This is a genomic window from Streptomyces sp. NPDC058637 (genome assembly GCF_042717325.1).
Taxonomy (GTDB): Bacteria; Actinomycetota; Actinomycetes; order Streptomycetales; family Streptomycetaceae; genus Streptomyces.
Map to the genome: position 1 here is coordinate 137,317 of NZ_JBHXRD010000001.1, position 15,771 is coordinate 153,087.

General features: G+C 71.4%; 22 protein-coding genes, 1 tRNA gene and 1 pseudogene. 12 read left to right on the forward strand and 12 right to left on the reverse strand.

The window, feature by feature from the left end; all coding sequences use genetic code 11:
• The first annotated feature begins 45 nt into the window (after window positions 1–45).
• Both ACFWVP_RS00610 and ACFWVP_RS00615 read left to right on the forward strand, forming a co-directional pair.
• The gene (locus ACFWVP_RS00610) at window positions 46–1,056 is read left to right on the forward strand and encodes a peptidoglycan-binding protein (RefSeq protein WP_384492744.1); all 1,011 of its coding nucleotides are present in this window, start codon (window positions 46–48) and stop codon (window positions 1,054–1,056) included.
• 182 nt (window positions 1,057–1,238) lie between these two features.
• Window positions 1,239–1,901: an HAD-IA family hydrolase gene (locus tag ACFWVP_RS00615; RefSeq protein WP_384492745.1), complete on the forward strand. Its 663-nt coding sequence runs from the start codon at window positions 1,239–1,241 to the stop codon at window positions 1,899–1,901.
• Between the two features lie 84 nt (window positions 1,902–1,985).
• On the opposite strand, the gene ACFWVP_RS00620 is transcribed toward ACFWVP_RS00615, so the two are convergent.
• Window positions 1,986–2,720, reverse strand: coding sequence for an ABC transporter permease (locus ACFWVP_RS00620; RefSeq protein WP_384492746.1), 735 nt, complete (start codon window positions 2,718–2,720; stop codon window positions 1,986–1,988).
• 301 nt (window positions 2,721–3,021) lie between these two features.
• Here ACFWVP_RS00620 and ACFWVP_RS00625 point away from each other — a divergent pair, with 301 nt between their 5' ends.
• The 4 genes from ACFWVP_RS00625 (at window position 3,022) to ACFWVP_RS00640 (ending at window position 6,991) form a co-directional block, all read left to right on the forward strand.
• Entirely contained in the window at window positions 3,022–3,666 is a 645-nt protein-coding gene (locus tag ACFWVP_RS00625) for an HNH endonuclease family protein (protein ID WP_384492747.1), read from the forward strand.
• Window positions 3,667–3,779: 113 nt separating this feature from the next.
• Entirely contained in the window at window positions 3,780–5,498 is a 1,719-nt protein-coding gene (locus ACFWVP_RS00630; protein ID WP_384492748.1) for an alkaline phosphatase D family protein, read from the forward strand.
• A 112-nt stretch (window positions 5,499–5,610) separates the two neighbouring features.
• Window positions 5,611–6,069, forward strand: a complete 459-nt coding sequence (locus tag ACFWVP_RS00635; RefSeq protein ID WP_384492749.1) for a DoxX family protein — start codon at window positions 5,611–5,613, stop codon at window positions 6,067–6,069.
• Window positions 6,070–6,334: 265 nt separating this feature from the next.
• Complete coding sequence (locus tag ACFWVP_RS00640; protein WP_384492750.1) at window positions 6,335–6,991, forward strand: DedA family protein; 657 nt, start codon at window positions 6,335–6,337, stop codon at window positions 6,989–6,991.
• Between the two features lie 10 nt (window positions 6,992–7,001).
• Here ACFWVP_RS00640 and ACFWVP_RS00645 read toward each other — a convergent pair whose 3' ends face one another.
• The 5 genes from ACFWVP_RS00645 to ACFWVP_RS00665 all read right to left on the reverse strand — a co-directional run bounded on the left by ACFWVP_RS00645 (window position 7,002) and on the right by ACFWVP_RS00665 (window position 9,790).
• Window positions 7,002–7,223: a DUF2277 domain-containing protein gene (locus ACFWVP_RS00645; RefSeq protein WP_361885674.1), complete on the reverse strand. Its 222-nt coding sequence runs from the start codon at window positions 7,221–7,223 to the stop codon at window positions 7,002–7,004.
• A gap of 41 nt (window positions 7,224–7,264) precedes the next feature.
• A complete protein-coding gene (locus ACFWVP_RS00650) occupies window positions 7,265–8,605 on the reverse strand; it encodes a DUF1254 domain-containing protein (protein ID WP_384492751.1) in 1,341 nt (446 codons plus the stop codon).
• A 1-nt stretch (window position 8,606) separates the two neighbouring features.
• On the reverse strand, window positions 8,607–9,041 hold the full coding sequence (locus tag ACFWVP_RS00655) for a hypothetical protein (RefSeq protein WP_384492752.1): 435 nt from the start codon (window positions 9,039–9,041) through the stop codon (window positions 8,607–8,609).
• Between the two features lie 173 nt (window positions 9,042–9,214).
• A complete protein-coding gene (locus ACFWVP_RS00660; RefSeq protein WP_384492753.1) occupies window positions 9,215–9,445 on the reverse strand; it encodes a hypothetical protein in 231 nt (76 codons plus the stop codon).
• Window positions 9,446–9,574: 129 nt separating this feature from the next.
• The gene (locus tag ACFWVP_RS00665) at window positions 9,575–9,790 is read right to left on the reverse strand and encodes a hypothetical protein (protein WP_384492754.1); all 216 of its coding nucleotides are present in this window, start codon (window positions 9,788–9,790) and stop codon (window positions 9,575–9,577) included.
• Window positions 9,791–9,987: 197 nt separating this feature from the next.
• Between ACFWVP_RS00665 and ACFWVP_RS00670 the strand changes: the two genes are divergently transcribed.
• The 5 genes and pseudogenes from ACFWVP_RS00670 to ACFWVP_RS00690 all read left to right on the forward strand — a co-directional run bounded on the left by ACFWVP_RS00670 (window position 9,988) and on the right by ACFWVP_RS00690 (window position 12,015).
• A complete protein-coding gene (locus ACFWVP_RS00670) occupies window positions 9,988–10,521 on the forward strand; it encodes a hypothetical protein (protein ID WP_384492755.1) in 534 nt (177 codons plus the stop codon).
• Window positions 10,522–10,581: 60 nt separating this feature from the next.
• The gene (locus tag ACFWVP_RS00675) at window positions 10,582–10,836 is read left to right on the forward strand and encodes a hypothetical protein (RefSeq protein WP_384492756.1); all 255 of its coding nucleotides are present in this window, start codon (window positions 10,582–10,584) and stop codon (window positions 10,834–10,836) included.
• Window positions 10,837–10,848: 12 nt separating this feature from the next.
• Window positions 10,849–11,154 (forward strand): annotated as a pseudogene (locus ACFWVP_RS00680) (flavoprotein); the annotation flags it as partial.
• A 113-nt stretch (window positions 11,155–11,267) separates the two neighbouring features.
• Window positions 11,268–11,522 carry a hypothetical protein gene (locus tag ACFWVP_RS00685; RefSeq protein WP_384492757.1) on the forward strand — a complete coding sequence of 85 codons (255 nt, stop codon included), beginning with the start codon at window positions 11,268–11,270 and terminating at the stop codon, window positions 11,520–11,522.
• A gap of 91 nt (window positions 11,523–11,613) precedes the next feature.
• On the forward strand, window positions 11,614–12,015 hold the full coding sequence (locus ACFWVP_RS00690; RefSeq protein ID WP_384492758.1) for a hypothetical protein: 402 nt from the start codon (window positions 11,614–11,616) through the stop codon (window positions 12,013–12,015).
• A gap of 73 nt (window positions 12,016–12,088) precedes the next feature.
• Here ACFWVP_RS00690 and ACFWVP_RS00695 read toward each other — a convergent pair whose 3' ends face one another.
• Genes ACFWVP_RS00695 through ACFWVP_RS00710 form a run of 4 tightly spaced genes read right to left on the reverse strand, consistent with a single transcriptional unit; the run spans window position 12,089 to window position 14,040 of the window.
• Window positions 12,089–12,355 carry a hypothetical protein gene (locus ACFWVP_RS00695; protein WP_384492759.1) on the reverse strand — a complete coding sequence of 89 codons (267 nt, stop codon included), beginning with the start codon at window positions 12,353–12,355 and terminating at the stop codon, window positions 12,089–12,091.
• Window positions 12,356–12,400: 45 nt separating this feature from the next.
• The gene (locus ACFWVP_RS00700; protein WP_384492760.1) at window positions 12,401–13,252 is read right to left on the reverse strand and encodes a helix-turn-helix domain-containing protein; all 852 of its coding nucleotides are present in this window, start codon (window positions 13,250–13,252) and stop codon (window positions 12,401–12,403) included.
• Window positions 13,253–13,274: 22 nt separating this feature from the next.
• Entirely contained in the window at window positions 13,275–13,808 is a 534-nt protein-coding gene (locus ACFWVP_RS00705) for a DUF6879 family protein (protein WP_384492761.1), read from the reverse strand.
• On the reverse strand, window positions 13,774–14,040 hold the full coding sequence (locus tag ACFWVP_RS00710) for a hypothetical protein (RefSeq protein ID WP_384492762.1): 267 nt from the start codon (window positions 14,038–14,040) through the stop codon (window positions 13,774–13,776). The genes ACFWVP_RS00705 and ACFWVP_RS00710 overlap by 35 nt, the downstream gene beginning before the upstream one ends.
• Before the next feature lie 531 nt (window positions 14,041–14,571).
• On the opposite strand from ACFWVP_RS00710, the gene ACFWVP_RS00715 reads away from it, so the two are divergent.
• A complete protein-coding gene (locus tag ACFWVP_RS00715) occupies window positions 14,572–14,700 on the forward strand; it encodes a hypothetical protein (protein ID WP_384492763.1) in 129 nt (42 codons plus the stop codon).
• Between the two features lie 6 nt (window positions 14,701–14,706).
• Here ACFWVP_RS00715 and ACFWVP_RS00720 read toward each other — a convergent pair whose 3' ends face one another.
• Together ACFWVP_RS00720 and ACFWVP_RS00725 are read right to left on the reverse strand one after the other, a co-directional pair.
• Window positions 14,707–15,294: a helix-turn-helix domain-containing protein gene (locus ACFWVP_RS00720; RefSeq protein ID WP_384492764.1), complete on the reverse strand. Its 588-nt coding sequence runs from the start codon at window positions 15,292–15,294 to the stop codon at window positions 14,707–14,709.
• 205 nt (window positions 15,295–15,499) lie between these two features.
• Window positions 15,500–15,571, reverse strand: a tRNA-Val gene (locus ACFWVP_RS00725).
• Window positions 15,572–15,771 lie beyond the last annotated feature (200 nt).

A 15,771-nucleotide genomic window follows, 5' to 3' on the forward strand; every position in this document is an offset into this window, starting at 1 on the left:
CGGCCTGCATAATCGCAGGCAGTTCAAAGGGGAGGGGAACCCACGATGACCGGACATATATGCCCGGAGTGCGGTGGCGGGCGGGGCGCGAGACCGGAGACGGGTGCGGACGGCGGGAGCGCGGGGTCCGTCTGTGCCTGCGGGGGTCGTGCGGGCCGGTTGCCCGGCGAGGACCACCGGGCGGCCCGCGCCGCGGAGATGGCCGCGGCGGAGGACTTCGACCCGCTGCGGATCCGGCCGTACGTGACGCTGTCGAGCGACGACGCGCGGGAGCCCGCGGCACCCGCCGCGGCCACCACGATGCCGCTGTTCCTGGGCGGCGCGGCAGATGGCGGTACGTCCGGCGGCCCGGGGGGCCCGGTGCCGGACGCCGGCCCGGCGGACGAGTCCCGTCGGCGTACGGCCGCGGCCTACGCGGGCGGCGGCCCCGAGCCCGTGCAGCCGCGCCGCCGCCGGCCTTTCGCCGTCCTGGCCGTGGGGGCGGCCGTGGTCGCGGTGGTGGGTACGGCGGCCTTCGCGGGCGGCCTGTTCGACAAGGACGACACCCGCGAGGAGGCACTGCCCGAGATCACGACGAGCGTGCCGGACGTGAGTGACGAACCGGCCGCGTCCGTGTCGGAGTCTCCCTCCGCGTCGGCCTCCGCGACACCTTCCCGGTCCGCGTCGGCCTCACCGTCCGCGTCCCCTTCCGCCTCCGCCTCGAAGAGCCCGTCGGCCTCCCCGTCGGCCACCACCGCGTCCGCGACGCCGTCGCCCTCGGCGTCGGCGTCGGCCACCGAGACCCCGGGCGAGTCGGCCGCGCCGCCCGCGCAGATCGCCGGACCGACCCTGCGGCGCGGGGACCAGGGTCCGGAGGTCGCCGAGCTCCAGCGGCGGCTGCAGGAGGCGTGGCTCTACCACGACCGGGACAACGGGAACTTCTCGGACCGGGTGGAGCGGGCCGTGCGGGAGTTCCAGAGCTGGGTGTCCGTCAAGACCGACCCGCCGGGTGTGTACGGGCCGGAGACCCGTCGGGCGCTGGAGGACCGGACGACCGGCGAGGGGCGGGACGACTGACGCCCGGGAGGGCGTGCGGGCGGTCCGACCTGCGGGATTGGCGTTCCGGCCACGGTTTTTGTATCGTGATGGAACAAAGTAGCCTCCGCCCGTTTTCCCTGACCGGCGGGCGGGGCTGCTTGTTCTCCTGGGCAGCACGTCATGTGCCGCTCGCTGTTCCCCCCGCGCTCTGGAGCCTGCCGATGTCGGCCACCGTCCTCGAAGCCCGCGCCCTCCTGCTGGACATGGACGGCACCCTGGTCAACTCCGACGCGGTGGTGGAGCGCTGCTGGCGCCGCTGGGCGCTCGCGCAGGGCCTCGACCCGGAGGCGGCGCTCAAGGTGGTCCACGGACGCCAGGGGTACGCCACGATGGCCGCCCTGTTGCCGGACCGCCCCATGGAGCAGAACCACGCGGAGAACCGGATCATGCTCGCCGAGGAGACCGCCGACGTCGACGGCGTGGTGCCCGTAGCGGGTGCAACCGCCTTCATGGCCTCCCTCGCCGCCCTCCCGCACGCGCTCGTGACCTCGGCCGACGAGGCGCTCGCCCAGGCCCGGATGACGGCCGCCGCCCTGCCCATGCCGGAGACCCGGGTCACGGCCGAACTGGTCGGCGCCAGCAAGCCGGACCCGGAGGGCTTCCTCAAGGGCGCGGCCGAGCTGGGCTTCGACCCGGCGGACTGCGTCGTCTTCGAGGACTCCGAAGCCGGCATCATGGCCGGCCGGGCGGCAGGTATGCGGATCGTGGGCATCGGCCCGCGCGCGGCGGCGCTCTCCCCCGACGCCCACGTCGACGACCTGACGCAGCTCAGGGTGGAAGCGGTCGGCGACGGCTCGATCCGTCTGCACATCGACGCCCGGTAGCAGCCACGCTGGGGCCCAGGGGCCTGCGAAGCTCCCGCTCCGGGTCCCGACGGACCCGGAGCTCCCGCGCCCCCGGATCCCGTCTCAGTCACGGTGCATCCGCCCCCGGGCCACCAGCTCCAGCACCAGCGCGACGGCCATCGCCTGCACCGCCATCAGTGCCACCAGGACGAACAGCTGCACGGCGCCCGCCTCCACGGGTGAGGCGCCACCCAGCAGCATCCCCACGAAGGCCCCCGGCAGGGTGACGAGCCCCACGGTCCGGGTCTGGTCCAGCCCCGGCAGGAGCGCGTCCGAGGCCGCCGGGCGGACGATCTCCAGCCGCGCGTCCCGGTCGGGCAGACCGAGGGCCATCCCGGCCTCCACCTCTCCCCACCGGGTCCCGAGCTCGTCCAGCGCCCGCCGCCCGCCGAGCACGGTCGCGGTGAGCGCACCCCCGACGAGGATGCCCGTGACCGGGATCAGCGCGAGGCCGCGCACCGGGACGAGTCCGGTGAGCAGCAGCAGGCCGACCACGGGGACGACGCCTGCGCCGATCGGCAGCGCGGCCCACCACCACGTCCGGTTCCCGGTGATCCGGTGCCCCGCCGTCCACACCGCCACGGCGAACATCAGCGCGACGAAGCCGAGCAGCGGCCCCAGCGAGCGCACCACCCAGCCGATGAGCAGGGACACGACGCCCAGTTGCACGGCGGCCCGCAGGCCGGCGACGAGGATCTCGCGCGAGCGGCCGAGCGAGGCCCCCGCGGCGACGGCGGCGGCGAACACCAGGAGTACGGCGAGGACGACACCGAGCGTGGGAGTGACCGGAAGCAGCACGCGGCCACGATAGGTCCGCCGCCCCGGAGCCCGGGGCGCCCCCGTCCGGACGCCGGGGGCCGCCCGCCCGTCACACCGTCACGAACCGTCCGCGTACGTCCCGTTGCTCCGGGGATCGCCCAAGCCCCGCACTCGAACAGATTTCGGACCGGACGTCAGACCTAGCTCCCTACCCCTTGATGTGACGTGCGCATGTCGCCACTCTGTTACCTGGCGACCATCCCGCGGAAACCCGGCGCCGCCACGCTGGCCTGGCCCCACAGGTCGCCCGCCACGTTCCCCCCACATCAAGGGAGTTCGCATGTCAGGTATCTACGCGCGTCGCATAGCCGTCGTCGCCGCCTCCGCCGCACTCGCCGCCACCACCGGGCTGCTCGCCGCCCCGACCGCCCAGGCCGCGATGCCCACCCCGGTCAGCGCGGCGACCGCCCGTACCTACCTCGGTCAGCTCACCGTCTCGGCCGAGGGCTCGTCCAGCGGCTACAGCCGCGACAAGTTCCCGCACTGGATCACCCAGTCGGGCGCCTGCAACACCCGCGAAGTGGTCCTGAAGCGGGACGGCACCAACGTCGTCCAGGACTCCGCCTGCGCCGCGACCAGCGGCAGTTGGTACTCGCCGTACGACGGCGCCACCTGGAGCGCCGCCTCCGACGTGGACATCGACCACATGGTCCCGCTCGCCGAGGCGTGGCGCTCCGGCGCGAGCGGCTGGACCACGGCGCAGCGCCAGTCCTTCGCCAACGACCTGAGCCGGCCCCAGCTCATCGCGGTCACGGACAACGTCAACCAGTCCAAGAGCGACCAGGACCCGGGCGAGTGGCTGCCGTCGCGCACGGCCTACCGCTGCACGTACGCCCGCGCCTGGGTGCACGTGAAGCACCACTACGGCATGACGGTGGACTCGACCGAGAAGAGCGCGCTGCAGTCCGTGCTGAACGGCTGCTGACCCACCTCACGTCCGGCCACCGGGACACGGCCACCGGCCGGAACCAACCCGCCCTCCTCCGTCGTTCCGTACCGTACGGAGCCATCGGTCACAGCGACGCGAGGAGGGCACACATGGCCGGGCTACGCCTGGGACCACTGCTGCGGTACGTCGACTGGGAGTCGGGTTCCCGGGCGACCGTCTGGGTCGAGGCGACCAGGCCCTGTACCGCGGAGGTCCGCTGCGCGGACGGGGCCTCGGGCTCCTCCGCCACCTTCGCGGTCGAGGGGCACCACTACGCGCTGGTCGTGGTGACGGGACTGACGCCCGGCTCCACCACGGCGTACGAGGTGCTGCTCGACGGCCGCCGCGTCTGGCCGCCCGAAGACTCCCGCTTCCCCGCGAGCACGATCACCACCCCCGCCGTGCCCCAGCCGGAGGAGGCCGGCCCCGTCCGGGTCGCCTTCGGTTCCTGCCGCTGGGCGGCGCCGCCCGGCCATGAGCTCGACCCGGGGCCCCGGCTGCCCACACCCGGGGCGGACCCCATCGGCCCGGACGCCCTCGACACCCTGGCCGTCCGGCTCGCCACCGACCCCACGGCCGTACGGCCCGACGTACTGCTCCTGCTCGGTGATCAGGTGTACGCGGACGAGACGTCGGACGCCACCCGGCAGCGGATCGCGGCGCGACGGGATCCGGACGAGCCACCCGGGGCGGAGGTCGCGGACTACGAGGAGTACACCCACCTCTACGACGAGTCCTGGCGCGACCCCGACGTGCGGTGGCTGCTCTCCACGGTCCCCAGCTGCATGATCTTCGACGACCACGACGTCATCGACGACTGGAACACCAGCGACGCCTGGCTGCGGGACATGCGGCGCACGCCGTGGTGGCACGAGCGGATCGTCAGCGGGCTGATGTCGTACTGGGTCTACCAGCACCTCGGCAACCTCTCCCCCGAAGCCCTGGCCGCCGACCCGGTGTACGCGGCGGTGCGCGCCACCCCGGACGCCACCGAGACGCTGCGCCGGCACGCCGCCGAGTCCGACGCCGATCCGACGCGCACCCGGTGGAGCTACCGGCGTGTTTTCGGCCGAGTACGACTGCTCATGGTGGACACCCGTGCGGCCCGTGTCCTGGGCGAGCAGGAGCGGGCGATGCTCAATGCCCAGGAGGCGCGATGGATGCGCGACGAGGTCCTCACCGACCGGGCCGCGTACGACCATCTGCTCGTCGGCACCTCCCTGCCGTGGCTGCTGCCGCCGCTCGTCCACGACGCCGAGACATGGAACGCGGCGCTGTGCCGCGGAGAGCGCGGCGGCCCCGACGGGCGCTGGGCGCGTATCGGCGAGAAGGTCCGCCGGGCCGCTGACCTGGAACATTGGGCGGCGTTCCCCGAATCCTTCCGTCAGCTGTCGGAGCTGCTGCGGGAAGCGGGCAGCGGTCCGGACGCCCCCGCGACGGTATGCGTGCTCTCGGGCGATGTGCACCACGCCTACATCGCCGAACCCCACTGGTCCGATCCCGCACCTGAGGGCACTCCCGGCGCACGGATCCTGCAGCTGACCTGCTCTCCCGTGCACAACTCCATCCCCGCCACGATAAGAGCGGGATTCCGTTTCGGCTGGAGCCGGGCGGGCCGGTGGCTCGGCCGCGGGCTGGCGCTCCACGCACGGACGGGGGCCTCGCCGATGCACTGGCACAAGACCGGCGGACCCTGGTTCGGCAATCAGCTGATGACCCTCACCCTGCATGGCCGGAAAGCCGCACTGACATTGGTTCAGGCCAGGGAGAGCCCGACGGGTCCACAGTTGGAGACCGTCCTGGAGCGCACGCTGACGTCGAACGAGTGAACGAGTTTCAGCCAGCTATCAGAATGTTGAACTTGCAAGTAACGGTGAGGCCTACCTAACCTGTGGGGCCCCAATCGGTTCACGTCCCCAGACCGAAGGAGCCCAACCCCCCATGTTCAAACGTCTGGACAGGGCCCAGCCCTACGCACTAGGCCTCTTCCGTGCCGTCATCGGATTCCTCTTCGCCTGCCACGGCGCCGCCTCACTCTTCGGCGTGCTCGGCGGAGCGATGGGTGGTGGCACCGTTCCCGCCGGCACCTGGCCGGGCTGGTACGCAGCCGTGATCCAGCTCGTCGGCGGCACCCTGGTCGCACTCGGCCTCGGCACCCGCTTCGCCGCCTTCATCGCCTCCGGATCCATGGCGTACGCGTACTTCAAGGTTCACCAGCCCGAATCGCTCTTCCCCCTGCAGAACGGCGGCGAGTCCTCCGCCGTCTTCTGCTGGGCCTTCCTCCTGCTGGTCTTCACGGGCCCCGGCGCCCTGGCCCTGGACCGGCTGTTCTCCTCGCGCACCCGTCCCGCGCACAAGAACGAGCCCGAGCGCGAACAGGAGCCGGCCGTCTCGGTCTGACCGGGATCCTGGCCGAGGTCCGACGGGAACCGGGCCGAGGCCCGGCCGACGGCCGCCTCACACCGTACGTACGCCTCGGCCACCGTCGTCACAGGTGGTCGACACAGGTGGCCGGGGCGTACGTGACCTGCACGACATCACCGGCCGTCCGGCGAACACCGGGCAAACGGCGGGCGTACTCTGGAGTGCTGATCCTGCCGCTCCTGCCGCTCCCCTGCGACGTCGCGGCGTCGACACGCTGACACACGGAACGGGGAGTAGGAGAGTGCTCGAGAGTGTGGGTGCGCTGACAGGCAGCCCATGGATCTACGTCGTGGTCGCCCTCTCGGTACTCCTGGACGTCTTCCTGCCCGTCCTGCCCAGCGGGGTGCTGGTGATCGCTGCCGCCACGGCGGCAGCGGGCACGACCACGGTGACAGCGGTGGCCGGAGAGGCCGCCCCACAGGTCCCGTCCCTCCTGGTGCTGACCCTGAGCGCGGCGACCGCCTCGGTGCTCGGCGACCTCGTGGCCTACCGCCTCGCCTGGCGCGGCGGCGACCGCCTGGACCGGGCCATCGCCCGCTCCCGCCGCCTCACCGCCGCCCAGGAGCGCCTCGGCGCGGCGCTGAGCCGTGGCGGCGGTGCGCTCGTCGTCGTCGCCCGTTTCGCCCCGGCCGGCCGCTCCGTCGTCTCCCTGGGCGCGGGCGCCGCCCACCGCCGGGCGAAGGACTTCCTGCCGTGGTCGGCCCTGGCCGGAGTGGCCTGGGCGGGCTACAGCGTGAGCCTCGGCTACTTCGGCGGCCAGTGGCTGGGCGCGACCTGGCTGGGCACGGCCGTCTCGGTGCTCGCCCTGTTCCTGGCGGGCGCCCTGGCGGCGCTCGTCGTCCGGCGGCCCGCACGCCTCCCGGCAGCGGTGGCCAACGGAACCCCCGCGGGCCTCTGAGCCCCGCGCCTCACACCCGGGCGGCGCCCCGTACCTCCAGGCCGTCCAGCAGCCGGTGGGTCGCCTCCGCGATCTCGGCGACCGCCCGGTCGAAGACCTCCTGGTTGTGCGCGGCGGGCGCGCGGAAGCCGGACACCTTGCGTACGTACTGCAGGGCGGCTGCTCTCATCTCCTCCTCGGTGGCCTCTTCGGGGATGGCGGGCGGACGAAGGGTCTTGATACTGCGGCACATGTCTCCAGTGTGGACCGCACCACCGACAGCGCGCCCGGACCTCACACGTCCTCGATCCGCTCGACGGCCGGGATGACATAGGTCCCGTCGAGAACGGGCTGGTCAGGTCGGTAGATGCGCATCACGGCACAGAACCCCCCGGTGGGCGTCGGCAGCCAGTCGGCCGCCCGGGCGGGGTCCGCCGGCGGTTCCGCGGACAGGTGGAGGGTCAGCGATCCGTCGGCCTCGTACACGAGTCCGGGCGTGCGGTCCCCGACGGCGTACCGGTCCGCCGGGTTCGGGACCAGGTGGTGGCCCGGGACGTCGTACACGGTCACCGACCAGAACGCCCGGACCGGCGGTGGCTGTGCGAGGCGCAGCACATAGCGGTGCGCACCGTCGAGCGGACGTCCGCGGGAGTCGTGGGCGGTGCGCGCGTACACCGCCTCGTACCCATGGGGCATCCACAGCGCCTGCCGCGAGGCCACCGCCCTGACCAGGTACGACGCCTCGCGGTCCGCGGTCTTCCACTCCGGTGAACCGATCGTGCCGACGCCGTGGTGGTCCAGGTTGTGGTCCGCCAGGTGCGCGCGCACCTCCCAGGCCCCCGGCACGCCCTCCCGCGGACGTCCCGCCTCCTCCACCCGCGTCCTGCCCAGCGCGTGCCCCTCGGTCAGCGCGCGGACGAGCCCGGACCCGGCCGACACATAGGGCGAGGGCCCCTCCTCCAGGAGCCCCAGCGGCTGGAAGCGGTCCTGGTAGGCACGATCGGCGGCGGCGGGCGGGAAGTCGGCCATCCACACCCGGAGCCGCTCGAAGAACAGCAGTTCCGCGGGTACGCCGGAGTCGGGCGCGGGGAGCCTCGTCCGGTGCGCCGACGCGCCCAGGTGCGTGAGGGTGAGTTCCTGCCGCAGCGCGCGTACCCGGGGCAGGTCCTGGGGGCCGTCGCAGGCGATGCGGCCGATGAGGGACACGACGGACGTCGGTGCGTCGATCACGCCCGTCACCACGTCGGGCACGGTCCCGGACCAGTTGGGCGGCACGATCAGCCAGTCCCCCTCGCCGGTGCCGGTGGCCCTGCTGCCGAGATAGGCGAAGGAATTGCTCCACGCGTCCACGAACTGCAGCACGTAGTAGGACCCGCCGGTGTCCGGCACGTGCAGCCGGACGGGGCCGCCGGACAGGTCGAGCTGGGCGAGCGCGTCGACGAGATCGCTCGTGCCCCACGGGACCTGGGCCTCGGGTGTGGCCGGCCCCTCGGCGTGGGCGAAGCCGTTGAACGGGGCGGGCCCCAGCGCACCGAAGCCCTCCTGGAGGCTCGCCTGGACCGCGCGCAGGTCGCGGACCAGCGGCGACCCGTAGACGTACGCGTCGGCGGCGAGGAGGAACGTGCCCTGTCCCACGTCAGAAGGCCGCCTTCGAGCGGTCCGTGCACAGGGCCCAGATCACGAAGGTGTCGATCGCGATCGAGATGATCGCCCAGACCGGCTGGTACGGCAGCCACATGAAGTTGGCGATCAGCGTCAGCCCGGCCAGCCCGACACCCACCGCCCGGGCCCAGCCGGCGCCCTTCAGGATGCCCAGGCCGACGAGCACGAGGACGATTCCGAGGATCAGGTGGATCCAGCCCCAGGCCGTCACGTCGAACTTGAAGGTGTAGTCGTCGATACGCGCGTACACGTCGTCCGAGGCGAGACCGGCGATCCCCTTGATCACGGCCAGGATCCCGTCGACGAGCAGCAGGATCCCGGCGAACATCGTCCCTCCGGCCGCCCAAGCGCTGCCGGAGCCGGACGGCGGCGGACCGGGGACGGGAGCCGACGGTGCTGTCTGAGCCATGGATTCCTCCACTCGACGGGGTCGTGCCCCGCGTACCCCCGGGGCAGCTCCGACCCTGCGCGACGGTCTGCCTCGCGACGACTCGTACGCGCCCGTTCGGGTGCACCGCCGGGCATCGCGCGGGCCGTTCCTCAGGGCACGGCACTCTCCGGGCGTCACTCTCCGGGCGTCTGTCAGGGTGCGCCGACCGTCACCACCTGCCCCTGGGCGTCGACGGTGAGAGCGATGCGCCCGACCTTGTTCGTCAGTGCCAGGGCCGCCCACCCGACGCCCCGCACACAGCACGGGAAGATAGCCAGGAGGGCGTGCGGCACATCGTTGAGCGACTGTCCGCGTACGAGAACGGCCTGGCTCCCCGACCGGGACTCCACCCGCCACCCGGCGGCGATCCGCTGACTGACCACCCAGTCCAGGAAGGCCGCGCCGCGTGGCGTCAGGCACCGCGCCGCCGGCCCCGTACTACCCCGGGGGTGGCTGGAGGGACGCCGCCTCACCCCGGGGCACTCCACGAGGCTTCATGGGGCTCACCTCGCTCACCTCCAGGTGTCGAGGTCGCCACCTCGCCATTCGATCAACTCCGGCTGATCCAGGTCGATCTCGCCGACCCCCTGGGCGAACCCGGCCTGCCGCAGGAACGAGGCCACGTCCCCACGCCCGTGCGCGAGCCCGACGATCTGCCCACGCACGGTCACCCGCCGTCCACCGGACGGCGTGGGCGGATACACGATCACAGGCGGATGACCGGACATGCCTCCACGGTCCCCCGCCCCCCGGCGGACCGCATCCCGGGGGCGGACGGCACGGCCGGCCGACGTCCCTGGAACGACGCGCCCCGGCACGGCGGCCACGGCTGCGCCCCTCCGTGCCCGTTCCCCTGACGCCAGGACCCCGAACGGGCAGTATTGGCTGGCCACATAGGCGGCAACAACCACATCAGGGGGGACCGGTGGGCGACCACGACGCGGGGGAAGCCCGCGAGAGATGGGCGGAAGAGGCCTACTCGGTACTGACCGGTGTAGCGCGTACATATCACGCGGTCATCACCTACAAGGAGCTGGGAGAGGAGGTGCAGGAGAGGTCGGGCATCCGCACCAAGGCCCTGCTCCACAACTGGATCGGATCCGTCCTGGGCAAGGTGGTCCGTGAGGCGCACCGCAGAGGTGACCCTCCGCTGACCGCGCTGGTCGTCCACACGGACGACGGCATGGTGGGCGTGGGCTACAGGGAAGTCCTGCAGATCGCGGGGCAGCCGCCCCTGGACGGGGTGGAGGAACGCGAACACCACGCCGCCCAGGCACGGCTCGACTGCTACCGGAAGTTCGGCGCGACGATCCCGCCGGGTGGGGGAAGGGCCGCTCTGGCTCCCAGATACCAGGCAGCCGTCGAACGCCGACGCGTCCGGACCGCGGCGCCGCCCCCCGTATGCGCCGGGTGCTTCGTCCAGCTTCCGTCGACCGGCGTCTGCGACTCCTGCGGCTGAGCGGCAGGTCTCTGCTGTACTACTCGTCCTGGAACACATCGATACGGGGGTGGCGGAGCCATGAGTACGGGCAGCCGCAAGGTGCTGGGGATCGTGGGCTCGGCAGCCGACGGTGTCGAGCAGCTACGCACCGGCCTGGTGGAGCCGGCCATCGCCCTCGGCTGGCAGGTGGCCGTGACGCTGACGCCGACAGCCGGCCGATGGCTCAGGGCGACCGGCGAACTGCCCCGGCTGGAAGCCCTGACCGGCCTGCCGGTGCGCGATACCCCCCGCCTGCCGGCCGAGCCCCGCCCCCACCCGGTAGCCGACTGCTAAGTCGTCGCCCCGGCGAGCGCGAACTACGTGGCCGAACTCGCAACCGGTATCGCCGACAACCAGGCGCTGACACAGGTGGGCGAAGCCATCGGCACGATCGGCATCCCGGTGGTCCTGTTCCCGCGCATCGACGCCGCCCACGCCCGACACCCCGCGTGGGAGCGGCACATGAGGGCCCTGGGAGCAGCGGGCGTGCGCCTCGTCCACGGACCGGAGGTATGGCCGCTGCACGAACCCCGCGAGGGCCCGGCGGAGCGACGACTGCCCTGGCCGGAGATCCTGGCGCGCCTGTCGACCGGCGACCGGAGGGACCGCTGAGGGGGACCCGACCGCCAGGATCGGGGCCGCCCCGACGCCCTTACCGCATGCCGAAGGTCACCGCGCAGCCTGAGCCCGTTGCGGGGAGGATCACCAGCTGGGACGCTTCCACCATGTGGGCAGCGGTATTGGGCCTGCTCCTCGTGCTCGGCCTGGCCTCGGCGATCAGCCAGGCGCGTAAGGGGCGGTGGTACACGGCCGGCGGGGTCCTCTCCCAGATCCTGGGAATCGACCTGATGCTGCTCGGCAGCATGGAACGGAACGACCTGCTCTTCTGGCCGGGCATCGCGCTCACACTCATGGGATTCGGCATGGAGTTCATGGCGTACCGCAGGTCCCGCACCCCCGTAGCCGAGGCAGGCGCCTGAGCCGCAGGTCAGAGAACCCCGCCGGGCCGCGCGAGAAAAACCTGGCGCCCTGGGACGGCTGCTCGGATACGGTCACCGCGGAGGTGAACCCGTGTCCTGGCCATCGGTGATCATCCTCGCGCCGGTAGATCAACGCCGGTCGCTCGAAGGACGCATCCGTTGCTTCGAGCTCGTGCCGGACCCAGTGACGGGCGAGGAAAAGCTCTACTGGCACGGGTACGCGTACTACGTGGATCTCTCCGGCGGGATTCTGGCGGACTACGAGCCGGAAGAGCTGGAGGAAGTGACGGCCCGGATCGGCGTGCCGTACGGGGTCTACGTGTCATGCGAATCCACGGACGCCGCCCGGGCCTTCCTGGGCCGAGTTCTGCCCGGCTTCGATGGTCTTCTCGACACCAACCACTTCGAGATCCTGCCGGCCGGCGAATTTCTCATGCTGATGGGACGCCACCCACGATGGGACTGGCGCCGCCGACCGAGCACAGACCTCTGACAGAACGGCTGCGCCCGCTGAACTCCAGGTGTGCGAGCGACTGCTGCTCTGCGTCCGGCCCGTCCGAGGTCAGTCATCCGACCACGACGGCGGCGTGCCATTGAGCGCACGACAGCAGAGGGGGGAGCAGCCATGTGTCCGGGTCAGTCGTCGTCCGGGTGCCGGAACACGCGCTGCAGCTCCGCTCGACGGCGCATCGGGACTGCCCAGTTGCCTGCGCATGGGCGGTGGTCGCCGCCTGCACCGGCGCTGCGGTGTCCACCGTCAGCCGGTTCTCCTGCTGCTCGGCCCAGGCCGCGCGCTCCAGCTCGATGAACTCATCGTTCAGTTCTATTGCCACGACCCGGATCGCACGACTCCCGCCCGGGCACCGGCCGGATCCGGGTCAGCTGAGCGCGTCGATCGCCTTCACGACCAAGGCCCGCGCATCCGCCCCGTACACCGCAGTCCTCCGCATCTCCTCGAACGCGCGCACATACAGACCGATCTCGCTGGGCTGCGTGATCCGCACCTGCGCCGACACCAGCTCGACAGACACGAGCGAGTCGTCGTACACGCGGAACGTCTCGCGCGGCCACTGCCCGCGCCCGTCCGTCGCCGACGGGATGATGCCGAGCGACACGGCGGGAAGCGCCCCGGCGGACAGGAGATGCCCAAGCTGGGCCGCCATGGCGTCGGCGCCCCCGATCCGGTAGCGGAGGACTGCCTCTTCCATGAGGAGCACGAAGCGATGGCCGCGCTCGTGGATGATGCGGGACCGTTCGACCCTGGCCCGGGCGGCTGCGGCACTGTCGTCGACCGGCAGGTCCCGGAAGCGCGCCGACATGCCGAGCACGGCGGCGGCGTAGCCCTCGGTTTGGAGCAGGCCGGGGACAAGGGAGGAGGAGTACACCCGGAACAGCTGCGTCTGGTGGAAAAACGTGACGGCACTGTCCTGGAGCTGCTTCAGCCCGCTGCGTGTCCGGTGCCGCCACTCGCTGTACATGGACTCTGCGTGCAGCGACTGGGCGATCAGGTCCTCGGCCTGGTCCTCGACACCGAGCGTCCGGCACCAGAGGCGAATGTCCGTCGCGGTCGGCGCCGTCTTCGCGTTCTCGATCCGGGACGTCTTCGCATGGTGCCAGCCACACCCGGAGGCCAGCTCGACGACGGTGAGCCCCGCCCCCCTCCGCAGGTCACGAAGGCGCCTCGCGACGACTGCGCGCGCGGTCTGTGCGGAAGAGGAGGGGAGCGTCATGTGGCCTATCCGATGGTTCTGATCAGCGAATCTCGTACTCGTCGTGCGGCACTGCCCTGCCCCACACCGCCTCGAACGCCGCGGAACAGAGTTTCATTGCGGCCGGGTCCTCGGCGAGCTCCGGACCCTGCGACGACCCGTCACCAGCGAAGTGGTTCCACTGCACCAGCTGGCCGTCGAACAGCCAGAAGTCGTTGCCGGGTAGGGCGATGTCCGACGCTTGACGGCGCGGCAGCCACCGCACCTGCTCCCCCGCCGCCACGTTCGTGAAAGTCCCGGAGTGCTCGTACCGGATGTACTCGCTGACGGGCTCGGACACGATGCGCGCCCGCCGCATGGTGACTCCGCGGCCTACGGTTTCGGCGACGAGGTCGAGCCATGGCCTCCACCAGGACGCCCGGTCGTTGGGTTCGTGGCGGTGACCGGCGCGCCAGTCGGCGAACGGCCCCTTCTCGTAGTCGACGGCGTAGGCGTCCCGCATTTCGAGGTGGACCGCCGAGCGGTTGCAGTTGGCGAGGAGGTCACGGAAGCTTGGCGGCGGCACGTTCGACGGCATCGCAGGCCTCCCTGATCGTGTCGACCATCCTGGCCGGGATACGGATGACGGCTTCGGTGTCCGGGATGCCGACGGCATGGCCGGGAAGCTCCAGGGCTGCGCACTCTGCTTCGAGTTCGGGGCTGGGCTTCCACCCCTGAAGGACGAGTTCGTGATTCTCCAGGTCGGCCCAGACGGTCGGCGACTCGTGGTCTCCGGTGTTCGGGTCGATTCCAACGAACAGTATCGACATGGCGCGCTCCGTCCACGTGGTGTGCAGATGTGTGCACCACGGTCTGCTGGGGCGGGGGTTGTCGTCAAGGGCGCTTTCTGTTGGTCCGCCTGTCGGGGCAATATGCGCACAGATCTGCACATGGATGGTGTGCGTGCACGGCCAGTCTCTACGGTCAGTACTACTCACTGACTGCGACGGGGGGCACACCCGTGATGACTCTGAAGGTGTACAAGGTCGACCGCTTCGGGAACACCGAGCGTGTCGTACGGCCGGAGGCTGAGGTCATCCCGGTCGAAGTGGTCGAGGCGAAGGCCTCGTTCCCGGCCTGTCAGTGCGACCGATGCGCGAGCCCATCATGACCGGCCGCCCCCTCCCGGACATTGGCACGCTGACGTGGGACCAGGCTGCGGGCCGGGCTTGCATCTGGTGCAAGAAGGTGCTCACCACAGGCGCCGTGCACGCCGGCATCGTCCGCGGACGCTCCGGAGTGCACGTTCTCGACACCGAGGTGTGGGCCTGCCCCCGATGTGACGCCGGGGAGGACCCGCGGTGAGCTGCGCCCATGACCACGAGCAGCCGCAGCCGGCCCCGCCCGAAGTGGACGAGCTCGCTGATCTGATCTGGCTTCAGGACACCCGTGAGGACCGGCTCGACAAGTTCCGCAACGACCAGCCCTGAGACCCCTCACCCCACCACCAGGACGGAGGGCATCCCCTGCCTACCACCCAGAGCCCGACTGCCGTCTCCTCGTGCGAGGCCCGCTGGACCGCACCGGTCGACAGTGTCCGCACCACGGTGGCCGGCGTCGACCTCCTGTGCCGTCCCTGCGCGGTCGGCGGCTACCCGCGCCGTGTCGATCTGTTCCCGCCGTTGGGTATCTACGGGCTGACGACTCGCCGGATCGGGATGAAGGGCAAGCACCGGTCCGGCGATCCGAAGCCGCCGCCGGATCAGGGTCCCCCGCTGCCGAAGAAGCCGCCGCCGGGGACGCCGCCTGTGTAGAGCTCCCCGTCTGCGGCCAGCGCCGACCCCCTGGCCGCAGACGGGGTCATGGCTGTACGAGGTCGGAGAGTTCGGTGCCGGTCGCGTCGGCGATCCGGCTGAGGGTGTCGAGCAAGGGGAGGAGTGGCCTTGCTCGATGTTGCTGTACGTCGCGATGCGGATGCCGGCCCCGATGGCCACCTGCTCCTGGGAGAGGTTCGCGTGGAGTCGCGCGGCGCGCATGCGGTCGCCGATGGCCCTGCGACTGGCGTGGACGCGGTCGTCGGGCATCGGCTGGTGGTGCACCGGCCCACATTCGTGGGCGGCATGATCATTTGTCTTTACGGTTCATGGAGTCCATCCCTCGATCGGGTGACAATCCAGGGATGCACCCCATGGGGATGTGGACTCTTAGTGGACTTCGAGCACGAGAAGACCCCCAGCCGATCATGGTTGGGGGGGTCAAACCAGGCTCTCACCTGCTATTTACCCTCGGTGGGCGCGGACGGTTTCGAACCGCCGACATCTGCTTTGTAAGAGCAGCGCTCTACCCCTGAGCTACGCACCCGTGGATGAGGCAACAGGTTACATGGCTTACGGCCCCGGTCGGCAATCCGGTTACGGGCCGTCCAGGGGCCGGCAGGTCCAGGAGTCGCGGGCCGGGCATGCGGGGGGTAGCCCCACCCCGGAGACCGTAGCCGTCCGGATCGTCCAGGGGGCCTGTCCTTACCTACGGTGGGACCACACCGGCAGCGCTAGCAGGGGGAC